Below are 25,992 nucleotides of genomic sequence, written 5' to 3' on the forward strand. Positions count from 1 at the left end.
AGGTTAAAATAATCAAGCCTTGGAGAAAGTCCAATCATCAAGCAGCCCATAGCCCCCTCGAACAGATAACATCTATATATGAACGCTACACAAGAACAACTAAAGGTAAAACTTGAGCAGGCTTTGGTCGCTGCTTTTGGGGATGAGTACGCCGGAGTAGATCCGATTTTAGTTGCTGCTAGCAATCCTAAATTTGGTGATTATCAAGCCAACGTGGCGTTGTCGCTGAGTAAGAAATTAGGACAGCAACCAAGAGCGATCGCCTCTGCTATTGTAGAAAAATTAGATATCTCCGCAATCTGTGAAACTCCAGAAATCGCGGGGCCTGGTTTTATCAATCTCAAACTTAAAACAGCATACCTAGAAGCACAACTGAACGCTATTCATGCAGATTCTAGGTTGGGTGTTCCCACAGCAAAATACCCACAACGGGAAATCGTCGATTTTTCTAGTCCGAATATAGCCAAAGAAATGCACGTCGGACACTTGCGTTCTACCATCATCGGTGATTCCATCGCCCGTATTCTGGAATTTCGCGGACATGATGTATTGCGGTTAAATCATGTGGGTGATTGGGGTACGCAATTTGGGATGTTAATTACCTACCTGCGGGAAGTCTATCCAGAAGCCTTAACAACTGCAAATGCTTTAGATATCGGTGATTTAGTCAGTTTTTACCGCAAAGCCAAACAAAGGTTTGATGCAGATGAAGTCTTCCAAGAAACAGCACGCCAGGAAGTTGTCAGATTGCAAGCCGGCGCAGAAGATACTCTCCATGCTTGGAAATTGTTGTGTGAACAATCTCGCCAAGAGTTTCAAATAATTTATGACTTGCTAGATGTCAAATTAACTGAACGCGGCGAATCTTTTTACAATCCCTTACTATCAACAGTTGTAGAAAAATTAGATAAATCCGGTTTATTAGTAGAAAATCAAGGTGCAAAATGCGTTTTTTTAGATGGCTTCACTAATAGAGAAGGTGAACCTTTACCCTTGATTGTACAAAAATCGGATGGTGGTTATAATTACGCGACAACTGATTTAGCTGCACTAAGTTACCGGATTCAACAAGATGAAGCCAAACGGATAATTTATGTCACCGATGCGGGACAAGCCAACCACTTTACCCAATTCTTTCAAGTAGCGCGTAAAGCCGGATGGATTCCTGATGATGTGGAATTGGTTCATGTTCCTTTCGGTTTGGTGTTGGGGGAAGATGGGAAGAAATTTAAAACCCGTTCGGGTGATACTGTCAGGTTACGGGATTTGTTAGATGAAGCAATTTCTCGCTCTCATGCAGACTTAGCAGCTAGATTGAAAGAAGAAGAACGCCAAGAAACTGACGAATTTATCAACAAAGTTGCTGAGGTCGTTGGTATCAGTGCAGTCAAATACGCTGATTTGAGTCAAAACCGCACCAGTAACTATATTTTTAGCTATGACAAAATGCTGGATCTCAAAGGTAATACTGCACCCTATATGTTGTATGCTTATGCCCGGATTCAAGGGATTAGCCGCAAGGGTGAGATTAACTTTGCAGAGTTGGGAGATAATGCCAAAGTCATATTGCAGCATGAAACGGAATTTGCATTGGCTAAATTCTTGCTGCAACTAGGTGAGGTTATTAGCACTGTAGAGCAAGATTTATTACCGAATCGTTTATGTGAATATCTCTACGAGCTAAGTAAAAAGTTTAATGTGTTTTATGACCGCAATCAGGGGGTACAAGTATTGAACGCAGAAGAACCATTGCGGACTTCCCGTTTAGTTCTGTGTGATTTGACAGCGAGAACCTTGAAACTAGGCTTATCTTTGTTGGGGATTCAAGTATTAGAGAGAATGTAATTGTGCATGATGCGATCGCTGGTAAACTCAAAAAATCAGAGCGATCGCACTCAATAATGTAATTGTCATATCACATATAAATATGCTAAAGCTGCTCCAATGGTGGAGAAAAAAAATATTTAAATTATTGGCAAGTCTGATATTTTATACTACTATTCCTTTGCCTTACATCCAGGATTTAGAGTTTCACTCCGTAGCACATTTTGCGCCTTTTGTGGGATTAGTGATTGGCGGAAGTTTAGGATTACTTGATATAGGAATGAGTTATTTGGGTGTACCAATGCTCACTCGTAGTGCTTTAATAGTGGCTGTGTGGATGGGTATAACTGGCGGACTGCACCTAGATGGAGCGATGGATACGGCTGATGGTTTGGCTGGGGGTAATCCAGAACGACGACTGGAAGTAATGGCGGATAGTGCTACAGGTGCATTTGGTGCAATGGTAGCGATCGCCTTAATATTATTAAAAACGAGTGCTTTAACAGATATTACAGACAACCGTTGGCTAGTTTTAATGGCTGCTTGCGGCTGGGGACGTTGGGGACAACAGCTAGCAATTCTCCGCTATCCTTACTTAAAACCCACCGGTAAAGGTGCATTACATAAACAAGCAATCCGTTCCTACCGAGACTTACTCCCAGGACTGTTGTTAATGTTGGCTGTTAGTGGCTTAGTGTGGCTGCTAGATGGACACAGATTAGTTATACCAGTAGTAATGATGATAGCTGGGAGTGCGATCGCCACTTTCACAGGTGCTTGGTTCAACCACAAGTTAGGCGGACACACAGGCGACACCTACGGCGCAGTCGTAGAGTGGACTGAAGCTTTATTTCTTTGTGTTCTAACTACTATGTAATTCGTAATGGGCTGCGCCCCGCTACGCTAACGTAATTCGTAATTCGTAATTAAGTAGAGACGTGTTATTCGTAAAGAAAATACAATTTTATGTTTCTACTTAATTACTCAGCACTCAATACTCAGCACCGGCTAAACGCCGCGCTACCGCTAACAGCACTCATTACTCATTACTCATTACTCATTACTCATTACTCATTACTCATTACTCATTACTCATTACTCATTACTCATTACTCATTACTCATTACTCATTACTCATTACTCATTACTCAGCACTCAGCACTCATTACTCTACTTCATGGGTTGTAATTTCGTCACTTTTAATTTAAAAGCCCCAACTCCAGTTTCCCCAAAAGAACGGACACGAATAATAAAAGTCCCTGTTTCATTGATGCGGGTAAACAGTAGAGAATTACTAGTACCATCAGGCCCATCATCATTTTCTGCTAACGTCGAACCATCGGGTGCTAACAGTGTGATGATGCTGTCAAAACTATCTGAAGTTAAATCAATTGCTAAGTTATCACCCTTATTCAACTTCACCGCATAATCACGAGCAAATCCACCCTGCCCAGTAGGAATATCTTTTTCTGAAAGCGTATCACTAATTTCTTTAAAATCAGTTAATGGAATAGGACTATACAACTTATTGTTTTGAGCCAAAGTTGCTGTTGTTGTGATACCAATTACGAATAATGTGGCTGGAAATATGATGATTCTACTGAAATTTTTAATAATATCTCGACTGAGCATAGTAGGCGATGTTCCCAAAATAACAGGGTAGTTTGGTTAATTATAGATTTCTCAGAGATAGCTTGCCCATTAATTTTGAATGTCTTTGTATTTTACAGCAGTCGCAACTGCGGCTAACCCTAAAACTTTGATTCCAGATTGACGCAGTGTTTGCACAGCAGACTTTGCAGTTGCACCAGTTGTGTAAATGTCATCCACTAACAATACTGACGCTTTGGGGTAGAACTGGCGAAAATCTGACCCAATAGCAAAAGCTTCAGCCAAGTTTTTTTCTCGATCAGCTCCCGATAAACCAAACTGCGCTTCAGTCTCGCGCACTCTTATCAAACCATTTAGTTTCAATTTTAATCCAGTTGTTTGACAAAAGCTTTGGGCAATTAATGCCGCTTGATTGTAACCCCGTTGTTTTTGCTTACTGGCGTGCATAGGAATTGGTACGACTACAATTTTTTGCTCTTGATGAAGAGAATGTAATAACCAAGTGTCCCCTAGCCATTGTCCCAAAGGTCGAGCGATTTGAGGTTGATGATCATATTTCATCACAGCGATCGCGCGTTTGATCACCCCACCATACATCCCCCAGCCAAATACAGGTATTGGCTGTTTCCATAAAGCTTGAGGCTGCTGGTGATGACATTTGTGTAACTGTCTAGTGCAGTTTTCACAAAACACACCAGATGTAGAACGTTGACACAAAGGACAGTTAGATTGCAAAAATAAGTCCAGAAACCCTTTGAGCATTATTTTACAGCCTCCCACCAGCACAGCAACGCACTAGCATCTTCTTCACTGTCACCTGTCCCCTGTCACCTATCGAGGTATTTCACATAAACGCGATCGCAGCGTAAAGTTTCCACCCCTGTAGCTGGCTGATAGCCGTTGTGTTCATACAGCTTGACTGCTTCTACCAATACACTGGCGGTTTCAATCCAAATTTGTTCAAAACCACGACTAGCGATCGCTGCTTCTAACTGTTGTAACAAATATTTCCCTAATCCTAAACCCCTAACACTGGGTAAAAGATACATTTTCCTGATTTCAACGGACTTTTCCGCCCGATGGTTGGGATAGTATGCCCCCGTACCAACTATTTGGCTTTGGTGTTCAATTACCCAAAACTCGCCACCTGTGGCTAAGTAACATTCTTCCACTTCCAGCACATCGCGGTCAGCACCTTTAGGTTCCCAACCCAAACCGTATTCTGATAATACGTAACTGATGACGGCGGCGACTTTAGTGCGATCGCTTTTTTGCCAGTTACGAATTAAGAAGTCTTTGTAGTGGCTGTTCATTACCGTTTGTGGGTCAGGTTTGTACGGAAAAGTTTTCTGGATTTATTCCCGAATTTACCCAGCGTATAGCTTCTCTAGCTGATTCTAACTCAGGTCACACTCTCAAAGCATGAATTATGCCCCTGTTTGGAGGTAGACTACAGAAGAAAATCCCCAAAAAAAATTTAGATACAGCAGAAGTACAGCATCTCATTAAATTAACAGCAAATTCTCTGCGTACCTCCGCGCTTACCTCTCTTTCCCTCTGCGTTTAAATTTCCACCCTCAATTCCCCACCCAGTAAAACCCTAATTCAAGCTGCTCATATTGCTAAAAATTTCTATCAAATTACCATCAGGATCACGAAAATGGGCTGTTCTTAATCCCCATTCTGGACGATCCATTGGTTGAGTCACAATGATGGCATTCTTTTCTTTGAGATGATAATACAACTCATCTACATTATCTACTGCAAACACCAAAGCCATTTTGTTTTGGCACTCAATCGCTGAAGGTTGATAAGCACTAGGAATTGCTTCCGCCATTAACTCTTTTCTAAACAAAGCCAGCTTGACACCATCCCCGGTATGCAACTCAGCGTAACCGCTATTTTCATCACCCCAATCAATAACAAATCCCAGCGCATCGCGGTAGAACAAAAAACAGTCTCTGTAGTTGGAGACAAGTAACCTAATATGTGTTAACTGTAGGAACATAAATAACGTGTGATTCTATTAACTATGAATTCTCGGTTCTGGATGTAAATGTGCGAGTAACTCGCTTTCAACTATTGATAATTCATCTAGCCGTTCGGTGACAATTTCTCGGTCAAAATAAGTATCAGCTAAAACCCAATAAATACCGAAATGTCGCGCTTCTGATGCCATTAAACTTTTATAAAACTTAGCTAATTCTAAATCAGGACAGTGTATAGCTAATAGTCCTAAGCGTTCGTGACTACGTGCTTCAATTAAGCCAGTTACGAGTAAGGAATCTAAAAACCGTTCTGGTTCTTGAGGACGCACAGCAGCTTTCAACCCCGCACCGTAGGGAGGTGGTGGTAAGGGTGCTAGAGGGATATTTCGCTTTTCTAGCCACTGATTCACCAAGTCAAAATGTTCGAGTTCTTCACGGGCGATCGCAGTTAATTCTCTCACCATTTTAGTATTAGAAGGATAGCGAAACATAAAGTTTAACGCCACCCCAGCCGCTTTGCGTTCACAGTGGGAATGATCAAGCAAAATGATGTCTAAATTAGAAATCGCTTGTTCTACCCAAGCATCACTCGTTGGTTGCTTGAGTGCATTGATAGTTGATAACACGGAAGTAACCACAGGGCAAAAAAATTAAAGAAAATTGACATGGTGCTGAGTATCCCAGCAAATTGATCTTAATGTGACTGGCGATACTTTTACTTGTTTCTTTAATAAACTGCAAAAACTTGTTTAAGCAAAAGCGTTTGCGTTCCGCATCGTAGCATAACATCACCATCCAATCTGTGACAAAATAGTTTTGTTGTCTTAGAGTCAGACTTGTTGCTACAGTTTGGATGAATATGGCGCGATGATTGATGATACCAGTAACTATGCAATCAGTTGGTGCTGAGTTCTTACCTATTCTGCCTCTTACACTATAAATAAGTAAATCACCAGAATGCAGGAAAATACTTACCTCATAGCACAATTGTTGCTCTGTTGAATCAGATCCAATTGAACTAATTTAGGGGAAATTCCTCAACATCCTGGTGCTTTTCTAGCGGTAGTTCCGCTATTAGGGTAAAAGTAAAGGGTTTTGAAAGCATATAACAGCTATTGGAAATTTATTGTATCAACACACACATTTTATTGAGGATTTTGAATCCGTAAGTACCGTTTCATCTTTTGGGAATCAAAAAACATTATTAAGATATATAATCTTGATATTAAGAGAGTTATAGATTTGAAATTTTCTATATATGTTTGAATTTACTAACAAAAATCTGTGATAAATCTCCGAAATATCCAAATCCATAAAGTAAATGAATTACCAGGTTTACTTTAGCTCGATATATCATTAAAATAATCTCAGCAAAAAATTCGCAGAACTTTACATGGACTGGATTACCCTACTGCGATCGCTACAGTCTGATTTTATTAAAAGATTATCATCTGGTTGTTTACTTCATTGTGAAAATGAAGGTCAATATAGTGAATTGACAATTATTTCCGGTGAGAGATTAAAAGCCTTACGGAATTTTTGTTGGCAGATGGCGGAAAAATATAAGCGCGTTTCGCCAGTCCGGGATGTTTTTATTAGCTACCTCAAGGGAAAATTGGGTGAGGAAGTTGTTAAAGAGCGTTTAGCTGATTTTATTACAGAAGTAGACTATGAAAAGCGATTTGGTGGTGATGGGAAGATAGATTTTACTCTCACGGCCGATCCTTCTCTTGGTGTTGAGGTAAAATCTCGTCATGGCAGTATTGATCGAGTGAGATGGTCAGTTAGTTCTGAAGAAGTTGAAAAAAATGCCGTGGTAGTTTGCATTTTAATTCAAGAAGCTGTGCATGAAGCACAATCAGAATATCACTTGTTATTAGCTGGGTTTCTTCCCACACGGATGATTAAATTGAAAACCGGCAGCATATCTTTCGGGATAGATCAATTGTTATATGCTGGTGGCTTATATTGTTATTTGGAACAGTTACAATCTACTAACAATAATTATGTTGTCCAGCAAAAAAAATTGGTAAGCAAACAGCCAAGATTGTTATTCCCAATCGATACAAATAAAGTAAATGTTAATCATCCTGAAATATACAATTATAGAGAGTTACCCATAGATTATAAACAACTGGGTGATGAATGTTTTAGTAAAGGAGAATATGCTGCGGCTATTAGCAACTATAGTCAAGCTTTAAAATTGAATATGCAAAATACAGAATTATATTATAAACGGGGGTTAGCTTATGATCAATTAGGAGATTATAAAAAAGCGATCGCAGATTATTCTCAAGTCATTAATATAAATATAGATGATGCTAAAGCTTACCATCAGCGTGGTTTGGCTTTATCTAAACTGGGAGCTTATGAAGCGGCAATTGATGATTATACCCAGTCAATCAGAATTAATCCTCATGCTGCTATCGCTTATAAAAACCGTGCAGAAGCACGCTCTTGCTTAGGAGATAATCAAGGAGCGATTGAAGATTATAATCAGGCGATTAAAATTAATCCTCAATATGGGGATATAAATAAAAATCGTGATATGGCTCGTTATATTGTCGGCAATCAGCCGGGATTTAATCAAGCAATGCAGCTTAACCCTAACGATGCCAATGCTTACAAGAATCGTGGTAATGCTCGTGCGGATATTGGAGACTACCAAGGTGCGATCGCAGATTATACTCAAGCAATACAGATAAATCCCCATCTGGCCGATGTCTATTATAACCGGGGTAACGTGCGTTGTGATGTAGGCGACGAAGAAGGCGCGATCGCAGATTACACCCAGGCAATACAAATTAATGCTAATTATGCAGATGCGTATTATAACCGAGGTAATATCTATGCTGGCATGAAAAATCTACAAGCGGCAATTACAGATTTTCAAAAAGCAGCAAATATCTATCGTCAAGAAGGGAATTTAGCAGCACTCAAAGATACAAAAGACAGAATCTTAGAGTTAGAAATAATAGAATCAATCGATATATTAAATTTTTAGTTAAAAAAACCACCCCACCAAACCTAGGTTTTATCTCGCTTCCCCGTTTACCCATCGTATTTTTTCACTCATCCGTAATTTCAGCCAAAAAATGGGAAATACAAGTTAAGTATTCCATTAAAAATAGGTCTGACAAAATGATTTTGAGTTTAAAAAATCTTAGCAACGTCTGTGCAGTAGGTTTATTGCTTGGTGCTAGCAGCTTTCATCAATTAGCTATAGCTAATACAAACAATCAAATGCAACCATTAGCACAACAGCAAATTAAAACTACTAATTCTCAGATACACCCAGTATTTAAGATTATTCTGCCCAAATTAAAGCAAAAAAGCCAGATTAAAATCTTATTACCAAAATATATTCCTGAATCTGACGGCACAAACCCAATTTACGCCATTCTAGAAACTGCTACAGCCAAAAAATATGAAATTCTCCTAGGTTTTACTCCTGACTGCACAGGTGGAACAGCTTGCCGTTTGGGTGTAGTTTCTGCTGAAGCCGTCACCCGCAAAACACCCCGCCTCACTGGTAAACGTGTCATTTTAGCTAAGGGTATTACTGGCTATTTTGTAGATTTTCGTTGTGGTGCTAATTGCTCAGATGCTACCCTAACTTGGCGACAAAAGGGTGTGCAATATGCTCTTGGGTTGAAAGCTGGTAAACGTGAGTATTTAATCAAAATGGCTAACTCTGCCATTAGTCTATAGATTCAGGGTGTAGGGGTGTAGGGGTGTAGGGGTGTAGGGGAAAATGCCACAACTAAATATGAAAGGTCAAACAAGACCAATTAGTGAGCTATGGGACGGGATTGATGTAGAGTAATGATGCGGTTTCAATTCGGTTTTCCGATGAGTTTGAGGGAGAACTTTACAAACTCTCAAAAAGATTTCGCAATATTCGCTATATTATCGCTGCTTTTTATAATGGGGAAGGTTAAAACTGGCATATTTTTCATGTAGGGTGTGTGACGCTGCAAAAGTATTTAAACGTAGTCATGAGACTGATAGCGTCACGCACCAACTTTCGATTGTGACACTTGCGTAAGTCCTGTAAAAAATAAATTATCCGCAATTGATGGTTGGGTAGGGTGCGTCAGTGAGATAGAACCTAACTATACTCAGAAATTATTCATACTGACGCACCCTACAGTTTAGATATTTTTTATCTGGAAGTCCCTTATCATTAGCTACAAGGTAGAAATCTAAGTATCTGGGAATGTGAGGAATGTCAAATCTGGTTAAACGTAAATCCCGTAACCGCCAACTCAAACGCCGTCCTTTAGGATTAATCTTCACCATTTTGGCTTGGAGTTTGGTGATGGGTTGGCTATTAGCCTTAGCCACTAGCGCGCAAAGTGCCACCCCTGTATCAGAGATTGGTACAGTTGATGTAGTTCCCGCGAGATACCAACTAGGACAGGAATTATATCTAGAAAATTGCGCTAGTTGTCATATTGCTCTGCCGCCTGCGGTTTTACCCACCCAAACCTGGAAAAACCTCCTAGAAGACTCACAGCATTATGGTGTAACTCTCCAACCACTATTAGATCCCAGTCGTACCCTAGTTTGGAGATATCTTTCTACTTTCTCACGCTCCCAGCTAAAAGACGAAGCAACACCCTACCGTGTGAATAATTCTCGCTATTTTAAAGCTTTACATCCTCAAGTTGATTTACCACGTCCTTCGCAAATCAGTAGTTGTGTCAGTTGTCATCCCAGTGCTAAGGAGTATAATTTTCGCCGCCTGAGTCAAGATTAGACACCAAGTTAGCTTTTCCACATAACCTAAAAAGTCAGTTCAACAGAACATTTATTGCGAATTGGTTTTATAATCCCCCACTTTACCCAAAAGTCGGGGATTATAAAGTATATGGAGTAATCAAACTTAAAATTAGCTATTTTTCTCTCTCATCGTTGTACATTCTTCTGGTCTTATCAATCATCACCACGGCTACCTTAGTCAAGTCACCTGTCGCACCATCAGGGATTTTACCCATGTTCTCTAGAGACACACTACCCAGTAAGAGTAATCCACTGAGTATAGTTGTGGTAAAATACACTTTGCGTGTTGTGTTGGCGTGACGAGTTGGATGTTCTTTCATTACCGCAAATTCCTTGTATTGCGATCGACCCCTTCACGTTCTCAAATGCTTCCAAAAACTCAAAAATCGGATCAGGATCTGATCAGGAGTTAATTGGGTCAGTTATATACAAATAGGCAATGACAAGAGAGAAACCAAAACCAGGACAAGTCAAGGCTTCAGAAGCAGGAAAGGAAAAAATTCTAGAGAAGATACAAGAAAAAGAATGGACTAAAGGCGACGATAGCGAAGCTTTGACTGTTGCAAGTCAGAAGCTATTTAAAAAAAAGATTGAAAATTTTACAGATGACAAAGAACAGATTAATATTGAAGAACTTAAAAAGAGAATCAAAAGCAAACTTATTTTTAATGACTATACTTATCAATCTTTTTTAGATGAGATAGAAAAAATAGAAAGTAAAAACAATAAAATTACTATTAATAAATGTTTGGAAATAATAGAATCTAAAAATGTTCGTTTCAAAGGTATATCCTATAATAGTAGTTGGAAAAAATTTTATAATGGCAACTATCTGGACAAGGATATATTTAAAGCTTATTGGGATGCTTTAGAATTAGGAGATTGGAGAGATTATATTGATTACCCTGAAAATTCTCCTTATGAAAAATCTGATAGAAATTCTGAGAAATTGTTGACGGGCTTATCATTATTCAATCATAAATCACAAATTAAATTATTAGAAAAAAATTTTCCTGACCCTACATTAGCGTTTCTGATTAGTAAGCATCCATGTTCTTTTAGCCAAATTTGGTTACTGCGACGTTTAGAAGCGGAAATTAAGACCTATAATCCTAAAAATTTTAAAGTTTATTCTTTAAATAATACCTTATATTTAGAATCCAAGAAAATAATTAGGTTACAAGACATAAAATCTGTTGTAGACACATTAGATTTCGCACATATAATATATACTTGCGATATCGATCAGATTTCTCTACAAGAATTGCAGAATTATTTGCAAATTTATGAAAATTTAATTGAATATATAAAAAATTTACCAACTATAAGACCAGGAAAAATATTTATATATTTTCTGGTTGGTCAGAATGCAAATAATAATTGTTATCAAGAACTCAAATCTAAACAAGAGAAATTAGAAATTATTGAACTGCATCAAACTTCTATTGATGAATATCAACGCAACAATTTATTACAGGATGAGGTATCTGATATATTACCCAAAATTGCCGCACATCTCAACAAAGGAAAATTATCTGATGAAGAAAAAAACATTGCTGCTCAATTGATTAAAGAGATGAAAAATGAGATAACTGCCGAAAAATTACTCAAAGTCATTTATCGTTATTTTAATTGTTATTTTGGTTACGAAACAACCACCTTTGCTAAATGGACTAATTACCCATGACTTCAAAAATCCCTGAATATACCGCAGAAAAACAGCCCCCTGTTGGCGGAGAATATAATGATAAATTAAAGCGTAATATTTATCCTTACTATCCCAGTGACACTTTAAAAGAAGCCGTTAATTTAGCTATTAGATTAAATCGTCCATTGCTCTTAGAAGGTGAACCTGGTTGCGGTAAGAGTGAATTATCTCGCGCGGTATTTTATGAATTGAGTCAGAAATACACTAATTATGATTGGGATTATTGCCTCTGGAATGTCCAGTCAACTAGCAAAGCTCAAGACGGATTTTACACCTACGATTATATTGGCAGGTTACAAGCGGCACAATTAGAAAAAATCAATATTCAATATAACGCATCTAATCCAGCGAATCCAGCAAATTATCTAGAATTAGGAGCATTGGGTTATGCTTTTGATAGAGATTTTGTCAAGAAATTAAATCGAGGATATAAGCAAAAGGAAAATCAAAAACCATATCGAACAATAGTTTTAATTGACGAAATCGATAAAGCCGATACCGACTTTCCTAATGACCTTTTATTGGCTTTAGAAGAACAACGGTTTGAAATTAAAGATTTGCGTCCTCGGCGTTGGTTAACAGCAAACTCTGATGCACCTCCTATTGTGTTTATTACATCTAATCAAGAAAGAGAATTACCTAATGCTTTTCTGCGGCGTTGTCTGTATCATTATATTGAGCCTCCCAGCAAAGATGAACTAAAAACAATTATTGCATCGAGATTTAAATCACCACCAAAAGATTTAGTAAATCAAGCTATTCAACGATTTTTAGAATTACGGGAAGCAATGAATGATGACAAGGAGGAAACAGCGAAAAAAGTCAGCACTAGTGAATTAATTGACTGGTTTACTATTTTAAATACTTATCCACCAGAGGAAGTGTTAGAAAAGTTAGAAGAAGAAAGATATCCTTTCTCTAGTACACTTTTCAAAAATCGCCAAGATAAAAGCGACTATAGTTAGTTCGTAGTGAGGGCTTCAGCCCTCTTTTATGAGTAATTTAAGGGCTAAAGCCCTTACTACAAACCAGATAAAATTATGAGTGAACCGCCACTGCTAAATTTATTTCTACGCTTGCGAGAAGCTGGCTTACCTTTGGGTATTGACCAGTATGATTTAGCAGTGAGAACATTATTACAATCTGTAGAAGTTGGATTAGATATTGGTGATAAACAAGCAGTAAAACAGTTGTGTCAAACTATCTGGGTAAAATCTCGACAACAACAACGCTTGTTTGATAAATGCTGGAATGAAATGATATCTCATCCAGCAAGATTGAGTGAATCTACTATTATTAAGCCGCCTGTGGGAGAACCAGCAACTCCAACAGATATAAATAAGCCTGAAGAAACTAAGCCAGTAGAAGAAACAGAAGAACCGCCAAAACAAGAAGAAGAAGCGGAATTTGTCACCACGCCTATTAGTGATAATGAAGTTGTCACATCTATTTCTACCAAACTCAAGGAACGAGATTATTTCCCGGTAAGTCGTGACAAACTGCGCCGAAGTTGGCGACTGTTAACGCAAAAGTTACCAAGTAGCATTCCTAGTCAGATAGATATCCCTAACACAGTTATCGATATCGCCAAGCGGGGATTTTTTGTTAAACCTGTGTTGACTCCGGCAGCAAATCAGTATCGAGAAGTAGTATTATTAATTGACCAAAACGGCTCAATGTCTCCTTTTCATCCGTTTTGTCGCCAATTGGTAGAAATTTGGCGGGGAGCGAAAATTTACTACTTCCACAATGTCCCGACAGAAATTTACTCTGACTCTCAATGTGAGGAAGCTGAATCAATTAAGTCGATGTTAGCGCGATGCTCAAAAGAGAAAACTTTGGTGGTGATAGTCAGTGATGCGGGTGCGGCGCGGTTGCGTGTAGTTCCCGAACGGTGGGAAGCAACTGGGGAATTTTTGGCGATGCTTACACCTCATGTTAAGAGGGTAGCATGGCTCAACCCCTTGCCGTGTTTTCATTGGCAAAATACCACGGCGGAATTTATCGCTCAGATAGATGGGTTGAAGATGTTTGCGCTAGAAGTTGCTGAATATCAGCAAATGCTGCAATGGTTACTTGATGGTAAGCCTGTCAAAATTTTAAATCGAGAAAATCAAACTAAAACTATTGGTAGTTTCAAGATTTGGGAAATAGGAGAATATAACGCTCAAGGGAAAATCACAGCTTTTGAGCAGGTGTTTGGTAAAGAGCATCTAGATTTTGCTTTTCATGCAGCTTTTCCTTTAGTTTTGACACCAGATTTACTTTATTGTTTATGGAAAGATTTCTTTCAACACACCCCTACACCCCTACACCCCCATACCCCTACACCCCCACACCCCCACACCCCTACAACCCTAGTATCTGATTTATTGCTTTCAGATTTGTGTAGAGAAGTTGAGACAGAATTATATGAAATGGAGCGTGAGGTTCGCAATGAATTACTCAGGCGTTGTCAAGAGGAGTTTGGTGAAAATAGACTGCAAGAATTGTCAGAGTTTTTGTTGAAGTATATTGAGTATCAAGTTAAAAAACAAAATTTAAATGTCTCCTCTGATTTGCATCAAGTGCAGCAGTGGACAGCCTTAGCTTACACCCAAAAGGGAGACGCAGCCGCAAGAAAACTGGCAGAAAAACTACGTCTAGCTTATCTGGATAAGAATCATGGGGAGTTGGTGCGGTTATCAGCAGTGATAGAAACTTTAGCTGAACCTTTAAAGGAAAAATATGAGCCTTTGTTAGTGGTGTCTAGAGGTTATCGTGCTTTGGTGCGTGGTGATGAAGCGGGAACGGTGACTGCTCAAGATGAATTGGAGCGGAGGTTTGGAGTAGGTGAGACTGTTAATATAGCTGGGGTTGTTTTAGAACGCCCAGTGATTTTAGGTAAAATTCGCCTGAAACCTTTTTCTTTTGAAGTCGTTACAGTTAACGGACGTGGTGAAATTATTCACAGAGAAAGGAAAGAAGCTAAATATTTTGCAGAAGACTTGGGGAATGGTGTCAGCTTGGAAATGGTGCAGATACCAGGGGGAACATTTACAATGGGTTCACCGGAAGGGGAGAAAGACCGAAAATCAGATGAAAGTCCCCAGAGACAGGTGACAGTTCCCAGCTTCTTCATGGGGAAATATCCAGTCACCCAGGAACAGTATCAAGCCATCATGGGGACAAATCCCTCTAAGTTTAAAGATAAAGGTGCTGAATCACATAAAAGACCTGTAGAACAAGTAATTTGGGATGATGCGGTAAAGTTTTGTGAGAAATTGAGCCAGAAGACTGGAAAAACCTACAGACTACCCAGCGAAGCGGAATGGGAATACGCCTGTCGTGCGGGGACAACTACGCCGTTTTATTTTGGGGAAACCATCACCACAGATTTAGTTAATTATGACGGTAAATTTCCCTACGGTTCTGCACCTAAAGGTGAATATCGTAGAGAAACAACAAATGTAGGAATATTTCCGCCGAACTCTTTCGGTTTATATGATATGTGTGGTAATATATGTGAATGGTGCGAAGATGTATATAATGATAGCTACCAAGGCGCGCCGATAGATGGGAGTGCGTGGCTTACTGGTAGCAATAATGACATAAGGCTGCTGCGTGGCGGTAGTTGGATCGACAATGCCTGGGTTTGCCGTTCTGCCAATCGCTATAGGCTCGCGCGCGCGTATCGTAGCGGCCTTGTTGGTTTTCGCGTGGTGGCTGTGGCTGTGGCGTGAGGATTCCTTACCCTTTGCACTCTTGCCCTTTTGCCCTCTGCACTTCTTCCTCTTTACCCTTTTGGAGTGTAGCGGAGCGGAACGATCAAATTTATTTTTTTGAGTTTATTTTTTTGAATATGGGGCTATGAGCATATTCAATATATATACAATATTACATCCCCCAGGGATAAAAAACAAGTAGTAGATTAATTAATGTAGGTTGGGTTAAGCGCAGCGCAACCCAACATAAATCTCGGAAACTCAAGATAAATATTGGTGTTGGGTTTCCTTGCGTCAAACGCCACTAGCCCCAAGCAGGCGTAGGTTGGGTTGAGGCTTTGCGTAGGCGAAGCTTTCCCGCAGGGTAACCCAACGCTATAACCAATGTTGGGTTACCTAACGTCAACCCAACCTACAATTTTTTTGCATTATTTTTAGTCACCTTATCCTGCATCGTTTTAATTCCCCCTAACCCCTCTTTTTTAAGCTACGGTGTACACACAAGTCTTATAACGTTGTCCCACATCGTTTTGATCCCCCCTAACCCCCCTTAAAAAGCTACGGTGTATAAACAAGTCAGATTTTCTTTCTAGATCAAGGTTTTACCCCCCTTAATCCCCCCTTGGAAAGGGGGGAAACCAGAAAATCCAGTTCCCTCCCATTTCCAAGGGGAGGGTTAGGGTGGGGTAATTCGAGGACTAATAGTGATTCAATAAACTGTGTATACACGGTAGCTTAAAAAGGGGGGAACTAGAATCAAAGTCCCCCTTTTTAAGGGTGATTTAGGGGGATCAAACCGCATTTTGCACCTAGCACAAAGATGTGTGTATACCGTCTGACTTTTCACGGGATCTGGAAAACCCCTCTCCAAACCTCTCCCCTACAAAGAGAGAGGCTTTAACTTTTCCCCCTTCCCTAGTAGGGAAGGGGGTTAGGGGGTTAGGTTTCACGTTAGCTTTTCCACATAACGTGAAAAGTCAGAGGGTGGTAGGGGGTGGAGAAATCCCTCCAAATAAGCCCAGTTGAGTATGGTCGGAGTTCTCTGCCTCATCTGGGGGTGAAATGATACTATTAAAGGAGTTTGCAAATTAAACTGCGAAATCAACCGGATCATCTAAATAAATAGATTCAATCTAATTTTTGCTGTTTTCGAGTTAATTTCCATCTCATACCTATCTATTACTTAAAATAGCTGGGTTGGGTTAAATTCTTATATTCAATAGAATAATTAAACCCTTTTAATTCCCATCCTCTCAATTTAGTTACATAATCTGCCATGCTAAAACTCTTGTTGGGCGACCCCAACGCTCGTAAGCTGAAAAAATACCAACCCTACATTACAGAAATTAATCTCTTGGAGGAAGACATTCAAGCTCTTTCTGATGAGGATTTGAAAGGCAAAACAGCAGAGTTTAAACAGAGGCTTGCCAAAGGCGAAACCCTGGATGATATTCTGCCAGAAGCCTTTGCTGTGGTCAGAGAGGCAGGAAAACGAGTCTTAGGGTTGCGGCATTTCGATGTCCAGATGTTAGGCGGTGTAATTCTACACACTGGGCAAATTGCGGAAATGAAAACTGGTGAAGGTAAAACCCTAGTGGCTACCTTACCGAGTTATTTAAATGCAATCACTGGTAAAGGTGTACACGTAATCACAGTTAACGATTACCTGGCTCGTCGGGACGCAGAATGGATGGGACAGGTGCATCGCTTTCTGGGTTTGAGTGTAGGGTTAATTCAGGCGAGCATGACTCCCAGTGAACGTAAGAAAAATTATGATTGCGATATCACCTATGTTACTAACAGTGAAGTAGGGTTTGACTACCTGCGGGATAACATGGCTACATCAATGGCTGATGTGGTACAGCGTAGTTTTAATTATTGTGTAATTGACGAAGTAGACTCAATCTTAGTTGATGAGGCGCGGACACCATTAATTATTTCTGGTCAGGTAGAAAGACCGACGGAAAAATACATCCAAGCTGCGGAAATCGCTGTCACTCTGCAAAAAGATGAGCATTATGATGTTGACGAAAAGGCTCGTAATGTGCTGTTAACAGATGAAGGTTTTGCGGAAGCTGAGGAACTTTTGGGAGTTACAGATTTATTTGACCCGGAAGATCCTTGGGCGCACTTTGTATTTAATGCGATTAAAGCTAAAGAACTGTTCCTGAAGGATGTCAACTACATCGTCCGTAATGGCGAAGTGGTAATTGTCGATGAATTTACGGGACGGGTTTTACCTGGACGGCGTTGGAGTGATGGCTTGCACCAAGCCATTGAAGCCAAAGAACACGTAGACATTCAGCCGGAAACCCAAACTCTAGCGACAATTACTTATCAAAACCTGTTCTTGTTGTATCCCAAATTGGGTGGGATGACAGGAACGGCGAAGACAGAAGAAGCCGAGTTTGAAAAAATTTACAAATTAGAAGTCGCGGTCATTCCTACCAACAGAATCAGAAAACGGGAAGATTGGTCTGATTTGGTATTTAAAAAAGAGACTGGGAAATGGCGCGCGATCGCAAGCGAATGTGCCGAAATGCACGAACTAGGTAGACCTGTTCTCGTGGGAACTACTAGTGTAGAGAAATCAGAATATCTCAGCCAATTACTCAAAGCCCAAGGCATTCCCCACGAATTGCTGAATGCGCGACCAGAAAATGTCGAACGGGAAGCGGAGATTGTCGCCCAGGCAGGACGCAGGGGTGCTGTAACCATCGCTACGAATATGGCGGGACGGGGTACGGATATTATTCTCGGTGGTAACTCCGAGTATATGGCGCGGCTGAAACTGCGGGAATACTTCATGCCGCGCATCGTCAGACCAGATGATGAAGACGTGTTTGGCGTACAAAGAGCTACGGGATTACCAGGGGGACACGGTGGCGGTCAAGGCTTCACTCCTGGGAAAAAAGTGAAAACTTGGAAAGCTTCCCCGGAGATTTTCCCCACCCAACTTTCTAAAGAAGCAGAACAGCTATTAAAAGAAGCCGTAGATGTGGCGGTGCGGGAATATGGCGATCGCTCTTTGCCAGAACTAGAAGCAGAAGATAAAGTAGCTGTAGCCGCCGAAAAAGCCCCCACCAATGACCCTGTAATTCAGAAATTGCGGGATGCTTACAAACGGGTGAAACAGGAATACGAAGATTTTACCGACCGGGAACATAACGAAGTTGTAGAACGGGGTGGTCTGCACGTAATTGGTACAGAACGCCACGAATCACGCCGGATTGATAACCAGTTGCGGGGACGCGCCGGACGACAAGGCGACCCCGGTTCGACAAGATTCTTCCTCAGTTTAGAAGATAACTTATTGCGGATTTTTGGTGGCGATCGCGTTGCGGGTTTAATGGAAGCCTTCAATGTAGAAGACGATATGCCTATTGAATCTGGTATGCTTACCCGCAGTTTAGAAGGCGCACAGAAAAAAGTCGAAACCTACTACTACGACATCCGTAAACAGGTGTTTGAGTATGACGAGGTAATGAACAACCAACGCCGCGCCATCTACGCCGAACGTCGCCGGGTGTTGGAAGGTCAAGATTTGAAGGAACAGGTAATTAAGTACGCTGAAAAAACGATGGATGACATCGTGGACTATTACATAAATCCTGATTTACCCTCGGAAGAGTGGGAATTGGAAAAGTTGGTGGAAAAAGTTAAGGAGTTTGTCTATTTGCTGGCTGATATGCAGGCGAATCAACTAGAAGACATGGGAGTAAGCGAGATTAAAGCTTTCCTCCATGAACAGGTGAGAATTGCCTATGACCTCAAGGAAGCGCAAATTGACCAAATTCAGCCAGGATTGATGCGCCAAGCTGAACGGTTCTTTATCTTGCAGCGTATTGATACCCTGTGGCGGGAACACTTACAGCAAATGGATGCTTTACGTGAGTCGGTAGGCTTGCGTGGTTATGGACAGAAAGACCCGCTTATTGAGTATAAGAGTGAGGGTTATGAGTTGTTCTTGGATATGATGGTCAACATCCGCCGCGATGTGGTTTACTCGTTGTTCATGTTCCAGCCTCAGCCTCAGCCGATGGCGCAAGCTTCTTCTGAGATGGTGTAATGGAATAATTTCACGCAGAGACGCAGAAGCGCAGAGAGTTTTTTGAGTGCCTCTGCGTTTTTGTTTTATAAGTGGTATTAGGGTGAAGGGGTGAGCAGCCGTAGATTGGGAATTTCTAGGAAATCTTTGATGTTGTGAGTGACTAGCGGTAAGTCGTAGCGTAGAGATGTTGCAGCAATCCAGGCATCTTGGGGCGAAATTGGTCGTCCCACACTTTGTCTATAGGCACGAATCTTTGCCCATTCTCGACAAAGAGATTGATCCACTGGAATAATCAGGTAATTTGAGAGATATTGCTCTAATTGGGTGAGACGACGATCGCCCCACTGACGTAAGATTGCCCACTGAAACAGTTCAGCGACGGTCATGAATGACAATGCCAATTCCTGACCACTCAAAAGTGGCAGGTAAGGTTCGGCATAATCACTACCTTTGAGGATGAAGGAAGCAATGTTAGTATCAATCAGAACAATACTCATGGGAGTTTAGTTAGATCGCCTCTTGGCGCTGTTGTTGCACAAAGGTAAGAAAATCTTCAATAGAGTCTTCTTCTGGCCAAAAATCGGCAGCCAGGTCTTTGAGGTTATCAACAGTTAGAGGAGAATGGTTAACAAGTAGCTGCTTTAGCGTAGTACCTTGTAAAAACTGGGTACTAAGGGTTGTAAAATCGGGTTGAGAATTTGAGAATGAATTGCTTTGGGTGAGAATTTGCAGCAGTTGTTGACGCTCTGTAGATGAGAGTAGTTGGATGGCAGCGATCGCAGCTTTAATTTGTGGAGTCATAGTCTAGTTTTGTGGTTGTCTGGTTCTATGCTATTTGAATTCCGGTGCGATCGCTCCTCTTATTAATCAATTAGGTTTGGTATATGACCGACCGAAGGCGATCTCGCCCCTACCCATGATTTAGCGATAATCACTCATCAGGCATTGTCAGTCTGGTTGTATGTTGTACTATGAACAGACTGGCAAATCCTGGCATGGGAGTCTCTGGAATTAGAAAATCTAGAATTCTCTCGGCTAAAATAGTTGCTAATTTTAAATTAATTGATACACTTGTTCTTCATTATCCCTATGATCTAGCACCTATGGTGCATATTAAGCGCGTCGAACTTACCAACTTTAAATCCTTCGGTGGTACTACTTCAGTCCCTCTACTACCGGGGTTCACTGTCGTCTCTGGGCCAAATGGTTCGGGGAAGTCGAATATTCTGGATGCGCTGCTGTTTTGTTTGGGACTTTCTAGTTCTAAGGGGATGCGCGCCGATCGCCTACCGGATTTAGTGAATAATACTCAAACGGCTAAAAGTCGCGCGGCGGTGGAAGCTAGTGTGACTGTGACTTTTGATTTATCTGATTTGGTAGATGTCAATGATCAGGTGTCAGTGGTCAGCAGTGATGAAGAATTATTACAAGATGAGGTAGAAACTGAACCACAGCCAATAGTTAATGGCAATGGTCACAAGCCAACGGAATGGAGTGTAACTCGACGGTTGCGGGTAACTCATCAGGGAAGTTATACGTCGAATTACTATATTAATGGTGCTTCTTGTACGCTGACGGAGTTGCATGAGCAGTTGGAAAGTGTGCGGATTTACCCAGAAGGGTATAACGTGGTGCTGCAAGGGGATGTGACTAGTATTATCTCGATGAATGCTAAGGAACGTCGGGAAATTATTGATGAGTTGGCTGGGGTGTCGGCTTTTGATCGCAAGATTCATCAAGCTAAGGCTACTCTAGATGAGGTGAAGGATAAGGAAGACAGTTGTCGGATTATTGAGACTGAATTAACTTTACAGCGCGATCGCCTGTCTCAAGATAAGGCTAAGGCGGAGAAGTATCAAAAGTTACGAATAGAGTATCTGCACAAGCAGTCTTGGGAGGCGGTTCTGTCTTGGCGTTCTCTACAAACGCAGCAGGAAAAGTTGGCGACGGAAACCCAAGCAGGCGATCGCAATTATGGGGAACTGACAACTCAACTCACTAGCCTAAATACAGAAATTGCTGAGAAAACGGCACAATTAGAACAACTCAATGCTCATGTAAAAGCTTTGGGTGAAGAGGAATTATTGTCGGTACAGTCTACCCTCGCTACCCAAGAGGCGGAACGGAAACAATTACAACGTCAGCAAACGGAGTTAACCACAGCTTTGCAGGAAACTGTTAGGCGGTTGGCGCAAACTCAGCAGGAAGTTCAACAGCATCACCAGGGATTAGCTGAAATTGCCCAAGCACAGGGTCTAGAACAGCAATCTATCCTCTATTGTCAGCAGCAACGGGAGGAGACACAAGAAGGGTTAGAAAAGTCCCGTGAAGCCGCCGCAGCGATCGCTACAGCTTCGGAGGCTTGGGTACAGCAACAAACGGCGTTGAATCGGCAAATTGAAACTTTGCTGCAAACTTTAGAACCACAGCGTACTGAACAAGCACAACTCAGGGAACGCAATAGTCAATTACAGGAGTTAATTCAAGAAGAAACGCAGTTAATTGCCACTTTAGAACCGCAGTTAGCAGAAAAGCAAGCTGAGTGTACAAAGTTAGACGTAGAGTTTCAGACTTCCAACGAACCTATTCAAGATTTAGCCCAAAATCTCGCTGCTACAGAACAGGAATTACAAATCCAACAGGAAACCCAAAAGCGGCTATTGCAAGAACAACGGGAAAAGCAGCGTCAGTTAGATAAAATTGAGGCGCAAGCCCAAGCACAGCAAGAAGTCCAGGGAACTCAAGCGAGTAAAGTGATCATCCAATCGGGAATGCCTGGGGTTTGCGGTTTGGTGGTACATTTGGGACGGGTAGAACCCCGGTTTCAGTTGGCGTTGGAAATTGCGGCTGGGGCGCGTTTGGGACACATTGTAGTGGAAGATGACGGCATTGCATCCGCCGGGATTCAATTACTCAAACAAAAACGCGCCGGGAGAGCAACGTTTTTACCTTTAAATAAAATTCAAGCCCCTAGAATTACCCAAGATGCAACACTGCGATTAGCTAACGGGTTCGTGAGTTATGCCGTGAATTTAGTAGAATGCGATCGCCGTTATCGTGATGTATTTAATTATGTTTTCGGTAACACAGTCGTATTCGCCAACTTAGAACAGGCGCGGAAGAATCTCGGCTTATATCGCATCGTCACCCTAGACGGGGAACTACTAGAAACCAGTGGCGCAATGACTGGCGGTAGCATAAACCAGCGTTCATCGTTGCGCTTCGGGAAGGGAGAAGCGGCGGAATCAGAGGAAGTGGTGGCTTTAAAACAGCGTTTGCAGGATATTGATCGGATTTTAGACCGTTGTAGTGATGCGATCGCTACTTTATCAGTTAAAACCAAACAACTATCTCAAGAACTCACAGAAACACGCCAAGCACGACGAGAACAGCAGTTGCAATTAGAGCAGTTGCAAAAAGATATTAAGAGTTTAACAGCCCAGTTAACAGGGACGCGATCGCAACTCACCCAAAACACCGAAAAATTCACCACAGCCCAATCCCGCCTAGAAATATTAAATAATGAACTCCCAGGACAAGAAAGCCAATTACAGCAACTCCGCCACACCCTAGCCGAGTTAGAAGCCTCCCAAACCCCCAGCGAATGGCAACAAATCCAGGCGACAATAAAAACCCAAGAACAGCAATTACAGCAACGGGAAACCGCCTTTAGGGAAGCCGAACAAAGATTAAAAAATCTGGAAAATCAGCAGCAACGTCTGCAAGAACGCATCCAGGAAGCCGAACAACGCATTACCGACTATCAACAAGAACAACAAACCCAACAAACCCAAATCACCGCCCTCAGCACTCAGCACTCAGCCCTCAGCACTCAAATCCTAGCCACCCGCACCCAAATGAACGAAATGGAAAAGAATTTGGGTGAAGAAAAACAACAACGGGATGCACTAGAACAGAAAGTGCGATCGCATTTGCTGCGCCAGCAACAATTAGAATGGGAAATCCAAAAACTAGAAGAAACCCAACTAAAGCGGCGGGAAGACTTAGCAGCACTGCAAACCCAACTACAAGAAGTCGCCGCCGAATTGCCCAACCCCTTGCCGGAAGTCCCAGATAAAGTAGACTTAGAAGAATTACAGAAAGAATTGCGATCGCTCTCCAAACGCTTGCAGGCAATGGAACCTGTGAATATGTTGGCTTTGGAAGAATACGAACGTACCCAAAACCGCCTGGAAGAACTTAGTCAAAAATTGCAGACATTAGAAGGAGAACGCACTGAATTACTTTTAAGGATTGAAAATTTTACCACCTTGCGACAACAAGCCTTTAAAGAAGCCTTCGATGCTGTTAACATCAACTTCCAATCAATTTTTGCTATCCTTTCCGACGGTGACGGCTACCTGCAACTCGACAATCCCGAAGATCCCTTTGCTAGCGGCTTGAATTTAGTCGCCCACCCCAAAGGTAAACCAGTCCAAAGACTCGCTTCCATGTCTGGGGGTGAAAAATCCCTCACCGCCCTCAGCTTTATCTTCGCCCTGCAACGTTACCGCCCCTCACCCTTTTACGCTTTTGACGAAGTTGATATGTTTCTTGATGGCGCAAACGTCGAACGATTATCTAGAATGATTAAACAACAGGCACAACAAGCCCAGTTCATAGTTGTGAGTTTGCGCCGTCCGATGATAGAATCAGCCGAACGCACAATTGGCGTTACTCAAGCGCGGGGAGCGTACACCCAAGTTTTGGGCATTAAATTGCAATCCTCGAATACATCTGCTTGAGTTTTTGTTAATAATAGTGTATAGATAAACCGGATTCGAGATCAGGACTCCGTATAGAATGACCTCTGAACAAATAATTAGGCGTTCCGACATATTAAATACCCAGGTGATTACCCGCGACAATGGCAAACGACTAGGCATTGTGAGTCAAGTTTGGGTAGATATTGATCAAAGAGAGGTTGTGGCTCTTGGTTTGCGAGACAGCCTGATCTCTATCTCTGGTCTACCGCGTTATATGTACCTTAGCAGCATCAACCAATTTGGTGATGTCATCCTGGTTGATAACGAAGATGTCATCGAAGATATTGAAGTCGAAGGCCTCAGTAACCTGATGAACTGGGAAGTAATTACAGAAACAGGTGAAGTATTAGGCAAAGTGCGCGGCTTCAAATTTGAAGGCGAAACAGGTAAGCTAAACTCCATCATCATCGCTTCTCTAGGAGTCCCACAAATCCCCGAACAGTTTTTGAGTACCTACGAGATATCAATAGAAGAAGTCGTCAGCACAGGCCCCAGCCGATTAATTGTGTTTGAAGGTGCTGAAGAACGCGTCAACCAGTTAACAGTCGGTGTCCTAGAAAGACTAGGTATCGGTAAAGCACCTTGGGAAAGAGGCGCAGAAGAAGAATATGGCTATTCCGCACCCCGCGCCGTTGCACCATCCAATCAACTCCCCAGTGGCGTACCCCTACAGCCACCCAAGCCCAAAGTTCGCGCCCCCGAACCCGTAGCTTTAGAAGAAGAATGGACTGAAGATTATATAGAAGAAGAAAGACCACGGCGCGAAGTTATGAGGGCGCGGTCATATGAATCCATTCAATACGAAGAAGACGAAGAAGATAACTGGAGTGAAGCCACGGGTAGAGACAGATATCAAGAACCACCAGCCCAACCTTACAAACCCTACACCAACGATTACAACGATTATGAGGATGTAGAAGGCGATGCTTGGGAAGATACACCACCGCAACCAGTGAATATTCCCAAGAAAGTCAAAGAAAGGCAACCAGAATATGAAGAAGAAGGCGGATATTAAACCAATTCGCAATTCGCAATTCGCAATTCGCAATTCGCAATTCGCAATTCGCAATTGTTAATCATCATTACTAAAAATAACCCCAGTTCTGTGAATCAAAACTGGGGTTATTTTATGGCGTTGCATGAATTAAGTATAACGGTGTAAATAATTAAAGGTTTGTAGTGAGGACTTTAGTCCTCTCATAAGGACTTTAGTCCTTACTACAAACTAAATGCAATTTTTTTACATTAGTTAATATAGTTTGCTTTTTTCAAGTCGTTCTACTTACCTTAGCTATTCAAATGCTTGATTGTTAGACTTCTTGCTTAAATGAGTAATGAATAAATGCTAAAGCTGTCATGTTGAGCGAAGCGAAACATCTCAACGAAATTTCCATCAGCCTATCATTAGTTTTAATATTGGAACAGACAGTATTAATATTAACTTTTTGTTTATAGCGGTTCTCGCTTTAGTGAGGTACAAGAACCCCACCCCCAACCCCCTCCCCGCAAGCAAGGAGGGGGCTATGATGTACCTCATGTGATTAGGAAACGCTAT

The 25,992-nt window shown here is 41.5% G+C and carries 19 protein-coding genes; 11 read left to right on the plus strand and 8 right to left on the minus strand.

Annotation, left to right across the window (positions count from 1 at the left end; translation table 11 throughout):
* The first annotated feature begins 78 nt into the window (after positions 1–78).
* Positions 79–1,845 carry an arginine--tRNA ligase gene (gene argS, locus L6494_RS01950; protein ID WP_237991191.1) on the plus strand — a complete coding sequence of 589 codons (1,767 nt, stop codon included), beginning with the start codon at positions 79–81 and terminating at the stop codon, positions 1,843–1,845.
* Between the two features lie 82 nt (positions 1,846–1,927).
* A complete protein-coding gene (gene cobS, locus L6494_RS01955) occupies positions 1,928–2,701 on the plus strand; it encodes an adenosylcobinamide-GDP ribazoletransferase (RefSeq protein WP_237991192.1) in 774 nt (257 codons plus the stop codon).
* A 293-nt stretch (positions 2,702–2,994) separates the two neighbouring features.
* On the opposite strand, the gene L6494_RS01960 is transcribed toward cobS, so the two are convergent.
* From L6494_RS01960 to L6494_RS01980, 5 genes are all read right to left on the minus strand, one after another.
* Positions 2,995–3,456, minus strand: coding sequence for a PPC domain-containing protein (locus L6494_RS01960; RefSeq protein WP_237991193.1), 462 nt, complete (start codon positions 3,454–3,456; stop codon positions 2,995–2,997).
* Positions 3,457–3,525: 69 nt separating this feature from the next.
* Positions 3,526–4,197: a ComF family protein gene (locus L6494_RS01965; protein ID WP_237991194.1), complete on the minus strand. Its 672-nt coding sequence runs from the start codon at positions 4,195–4,197 to the stop codon at positions 3,526–3,528.
* 65 nt (positions 4,198–4,262) lie between these two features.
* Positions 4,263–4,748 (minus strand): GNAT family N-acetyltransferase, encoded by a 486-nt coding sequence (locus tag L6494_RS01970; RefSeq protein ID WP_237991195.1) that lies wholly within the window; start codon positions 4,746–4,748, stop codon positions 4,263–4,265.
* Between the two features lie 287 nt (positions 4,749–5,035).
* Positions 5,036–5,443 carry a VOC family protein gene (locus L6494_RS01975; RefSeq protein WP_237991196.1) on the minus strand — a complete coding sequence of 136 codons (408 nt, stop codon included), beginning with the start codon at positions 5,441–5,443 and terminating at the stop codon, positions 5,036–5,038.
* A gap of 18 nt (positions 5,444–5,461) precedes the next feature.
* Positions 5,462–6,061: a tRNA-(ms[2]io[6]A)-hydroxylase gene (locus L6494_RS01980; protein WP_237991197.1), complete on the minus strand. Its 600-nt coding sequence runs from the start codon at positions 6,059–6,061 to the stop codon at positions 5,462–5,464.
* Between the two features lie 755 nt (positions 6,062–6,816).
* Here L6494_RS01980 and L6494_RS01985 point away from each other — a divergent pair.
* The 3 genes from L6494_RS01985 to L6494_RS01995 all read left to right on the plus strand — a co-directional run bounded on the left by L6494_RS01985 (position 6,817) and on the right by L6494_RS01995 (position 10,185).
* Positions 6,817–8,427: a tetratricopeptide repeat protein gene (locus L6494_RS01985; protein ID WP_237991198.1), complete on the plus strand. Its 1,611-nt coding sequence runs from the start codon at positions 6,817–6,819 to the stop codon at positions 8,425–8,427.
* Positions 8,428–8,564: 137 nt separating this feature from the next.
* Positions 8,565–9,134, plus strand: coding sequence for a hypothetical protein (locus tag L6494_RS01990; RefSeq protein ID WP_237991199.1), 570 nt, complete (start codon positions 8,565–8,567; stop codon positions 9,132–9,134).
* A 517-nt stretch (positions 9,135–9,651) separates the two neighbouring features.
* A complete protein-coding gene (locus L6494_RS01995) occupies positions 9,652–10,185 on the plus strand; it encodes a cytochrome C (RefSeq protein ID WP_237991200.1) in 534 nt (177 codons plus the stop codon).
* A gap of 136 nt (positions 10,186–10,321) precedes the next feature.
* On the opposite strand, the gene L6494_RS02000 is transcribed toward L6494_RS01995, so the two are convergent.
* On the minus strand, positions 10,322–10,528 hold the full coding sequence (locus tag L6494_RS02000) for a hypothetical protein (protein ID WP_237991201.1): 207 nt from the start codon (positions 10,526–10,528) through the stop codon (positions 10,322–10,324).
* Positions 10,529–10,647: 119 nt separating this feature from the next.
* Here L6494_RS02000 and L6494_RS02005 point away from each other — a divergent pair, with 119 nt between their 5' ends.
* The 4 genes from L6494_RS02005 to secA all read left to right on the plus strand — a co-directional run bounded on the left by L6494_RS02005 (position 10,648) and on the right by secA (position 19,689).
* Positions 10,648–11,895 (plus strand): hypothetical protein, encoded by a 1,248-nt coding sequence (locus tag L6494_RS02005; RefSeq protein WP_237991202.1) that lies wholly within the window; start codon positions 10,648–10,650, stop codon positions 11,893–11,895.
* Complete coding sequence (locus L6494_RS02010; protein WP_237991203.1) at positions 11,892–12,881, plus strand: AAA family ATPase; 990 nt, start codon at positions 11,892–11,894, stop codon at positions 12,879–12,881. Before L6494_RS02005 ends, L6494_RS02010 begins: the two co-directional genes overlap by 4 nt.
* Before the next feature lie 75 nt (positions 12,882–12,956).
* Positions 12,957–15,638 (plus strand): SUMF1/EgtB/PvdO family nonheme iron enzyme, encoded by a 2,682-nt coding sequence (locus tag L6494_RS02015; protein WP_237991204.1) that lies wholly within the window; start codon positions 12,957–12,959, stop codon positions 15,636–15,638.
* Positions 15,639–16,896: 1,258 nt separating this feature from the next.
* Entirely contained in the window at positions 16,897–19,689 is a 2,793-nt protein-coding gene (gene secA / locus L6494_RS02020) for a preprotein translocase subunit SecA (RefSeq protein WP_237991205.1), read from the plus strand.
* A 77-nt stretch (positions 19,690–19,766) separates the two neighbouring features.
* On the opposite strand, the gene L6494_RS02025 is transcribed toward secA, so the two are convergent.
* Both L6494_RS02025 and L6494_RS02030 read right to left on the minus strand, forming a co-directional pair.
* Positions 19,767–20,168, minus strand: coding sequence for a type II toxin-antitoxin system VapC family toxin (locus tag L6494_RS02025; protein ID WP_237991206.1), 402 nt, complete (start codon positions 20,166–20,168; stop codon positions 19,767–19,769).
* Positions 20,169–20,178: 10 nt separating this feature from the next.
* A complete protein-coding gene (locus L6494_RS02030) occupies positions 20,179–20,472 on the minus strand; it encodes a hypothetical protein (protein WP_237991207.1) in 294 nt (97 codons plus the stop codon).
* A 302-nt stretch (positions 20,473–20,774) separates the two neighbouring features.
* On the opposite strand from L6494_RS02030, the gene smc reads away from it, so the two are divergent.
* Entirely contained in the window at positions 20,775–24,416 is a 3,642-nt protein-coding gene (gene smc, locus L6494_RS02035; protein ID WP_237995754.1) for a chromosome segregation protein SMC, read from the plus strand.
* A 58-nt stretch (positions 24,417–24,474) separates the two neighbouring features.
* On the plus strand, positions 24,475–25,452 hold the full coding sequence (locus tag L6494_RS02040; protein WP_237991208.1) for a PRC-barrel domain-containing protein: 978 nt from the start codon (positions 24,475–24,477) through the stop codon (positions 25,450–25,452).
* Positions 25,453–25,992: the final 540 nt, after the last annotated feature.

Origin of the sequence: Nostoc sp. UHCC 0870, from assembly GCF_022063185.1 — a bacterium.
Lineage (GTDB): Bacteria > Cyanobacteriota > Cyanobacteriia > Cyanobacteriales > Nostocaceae > Trichormus.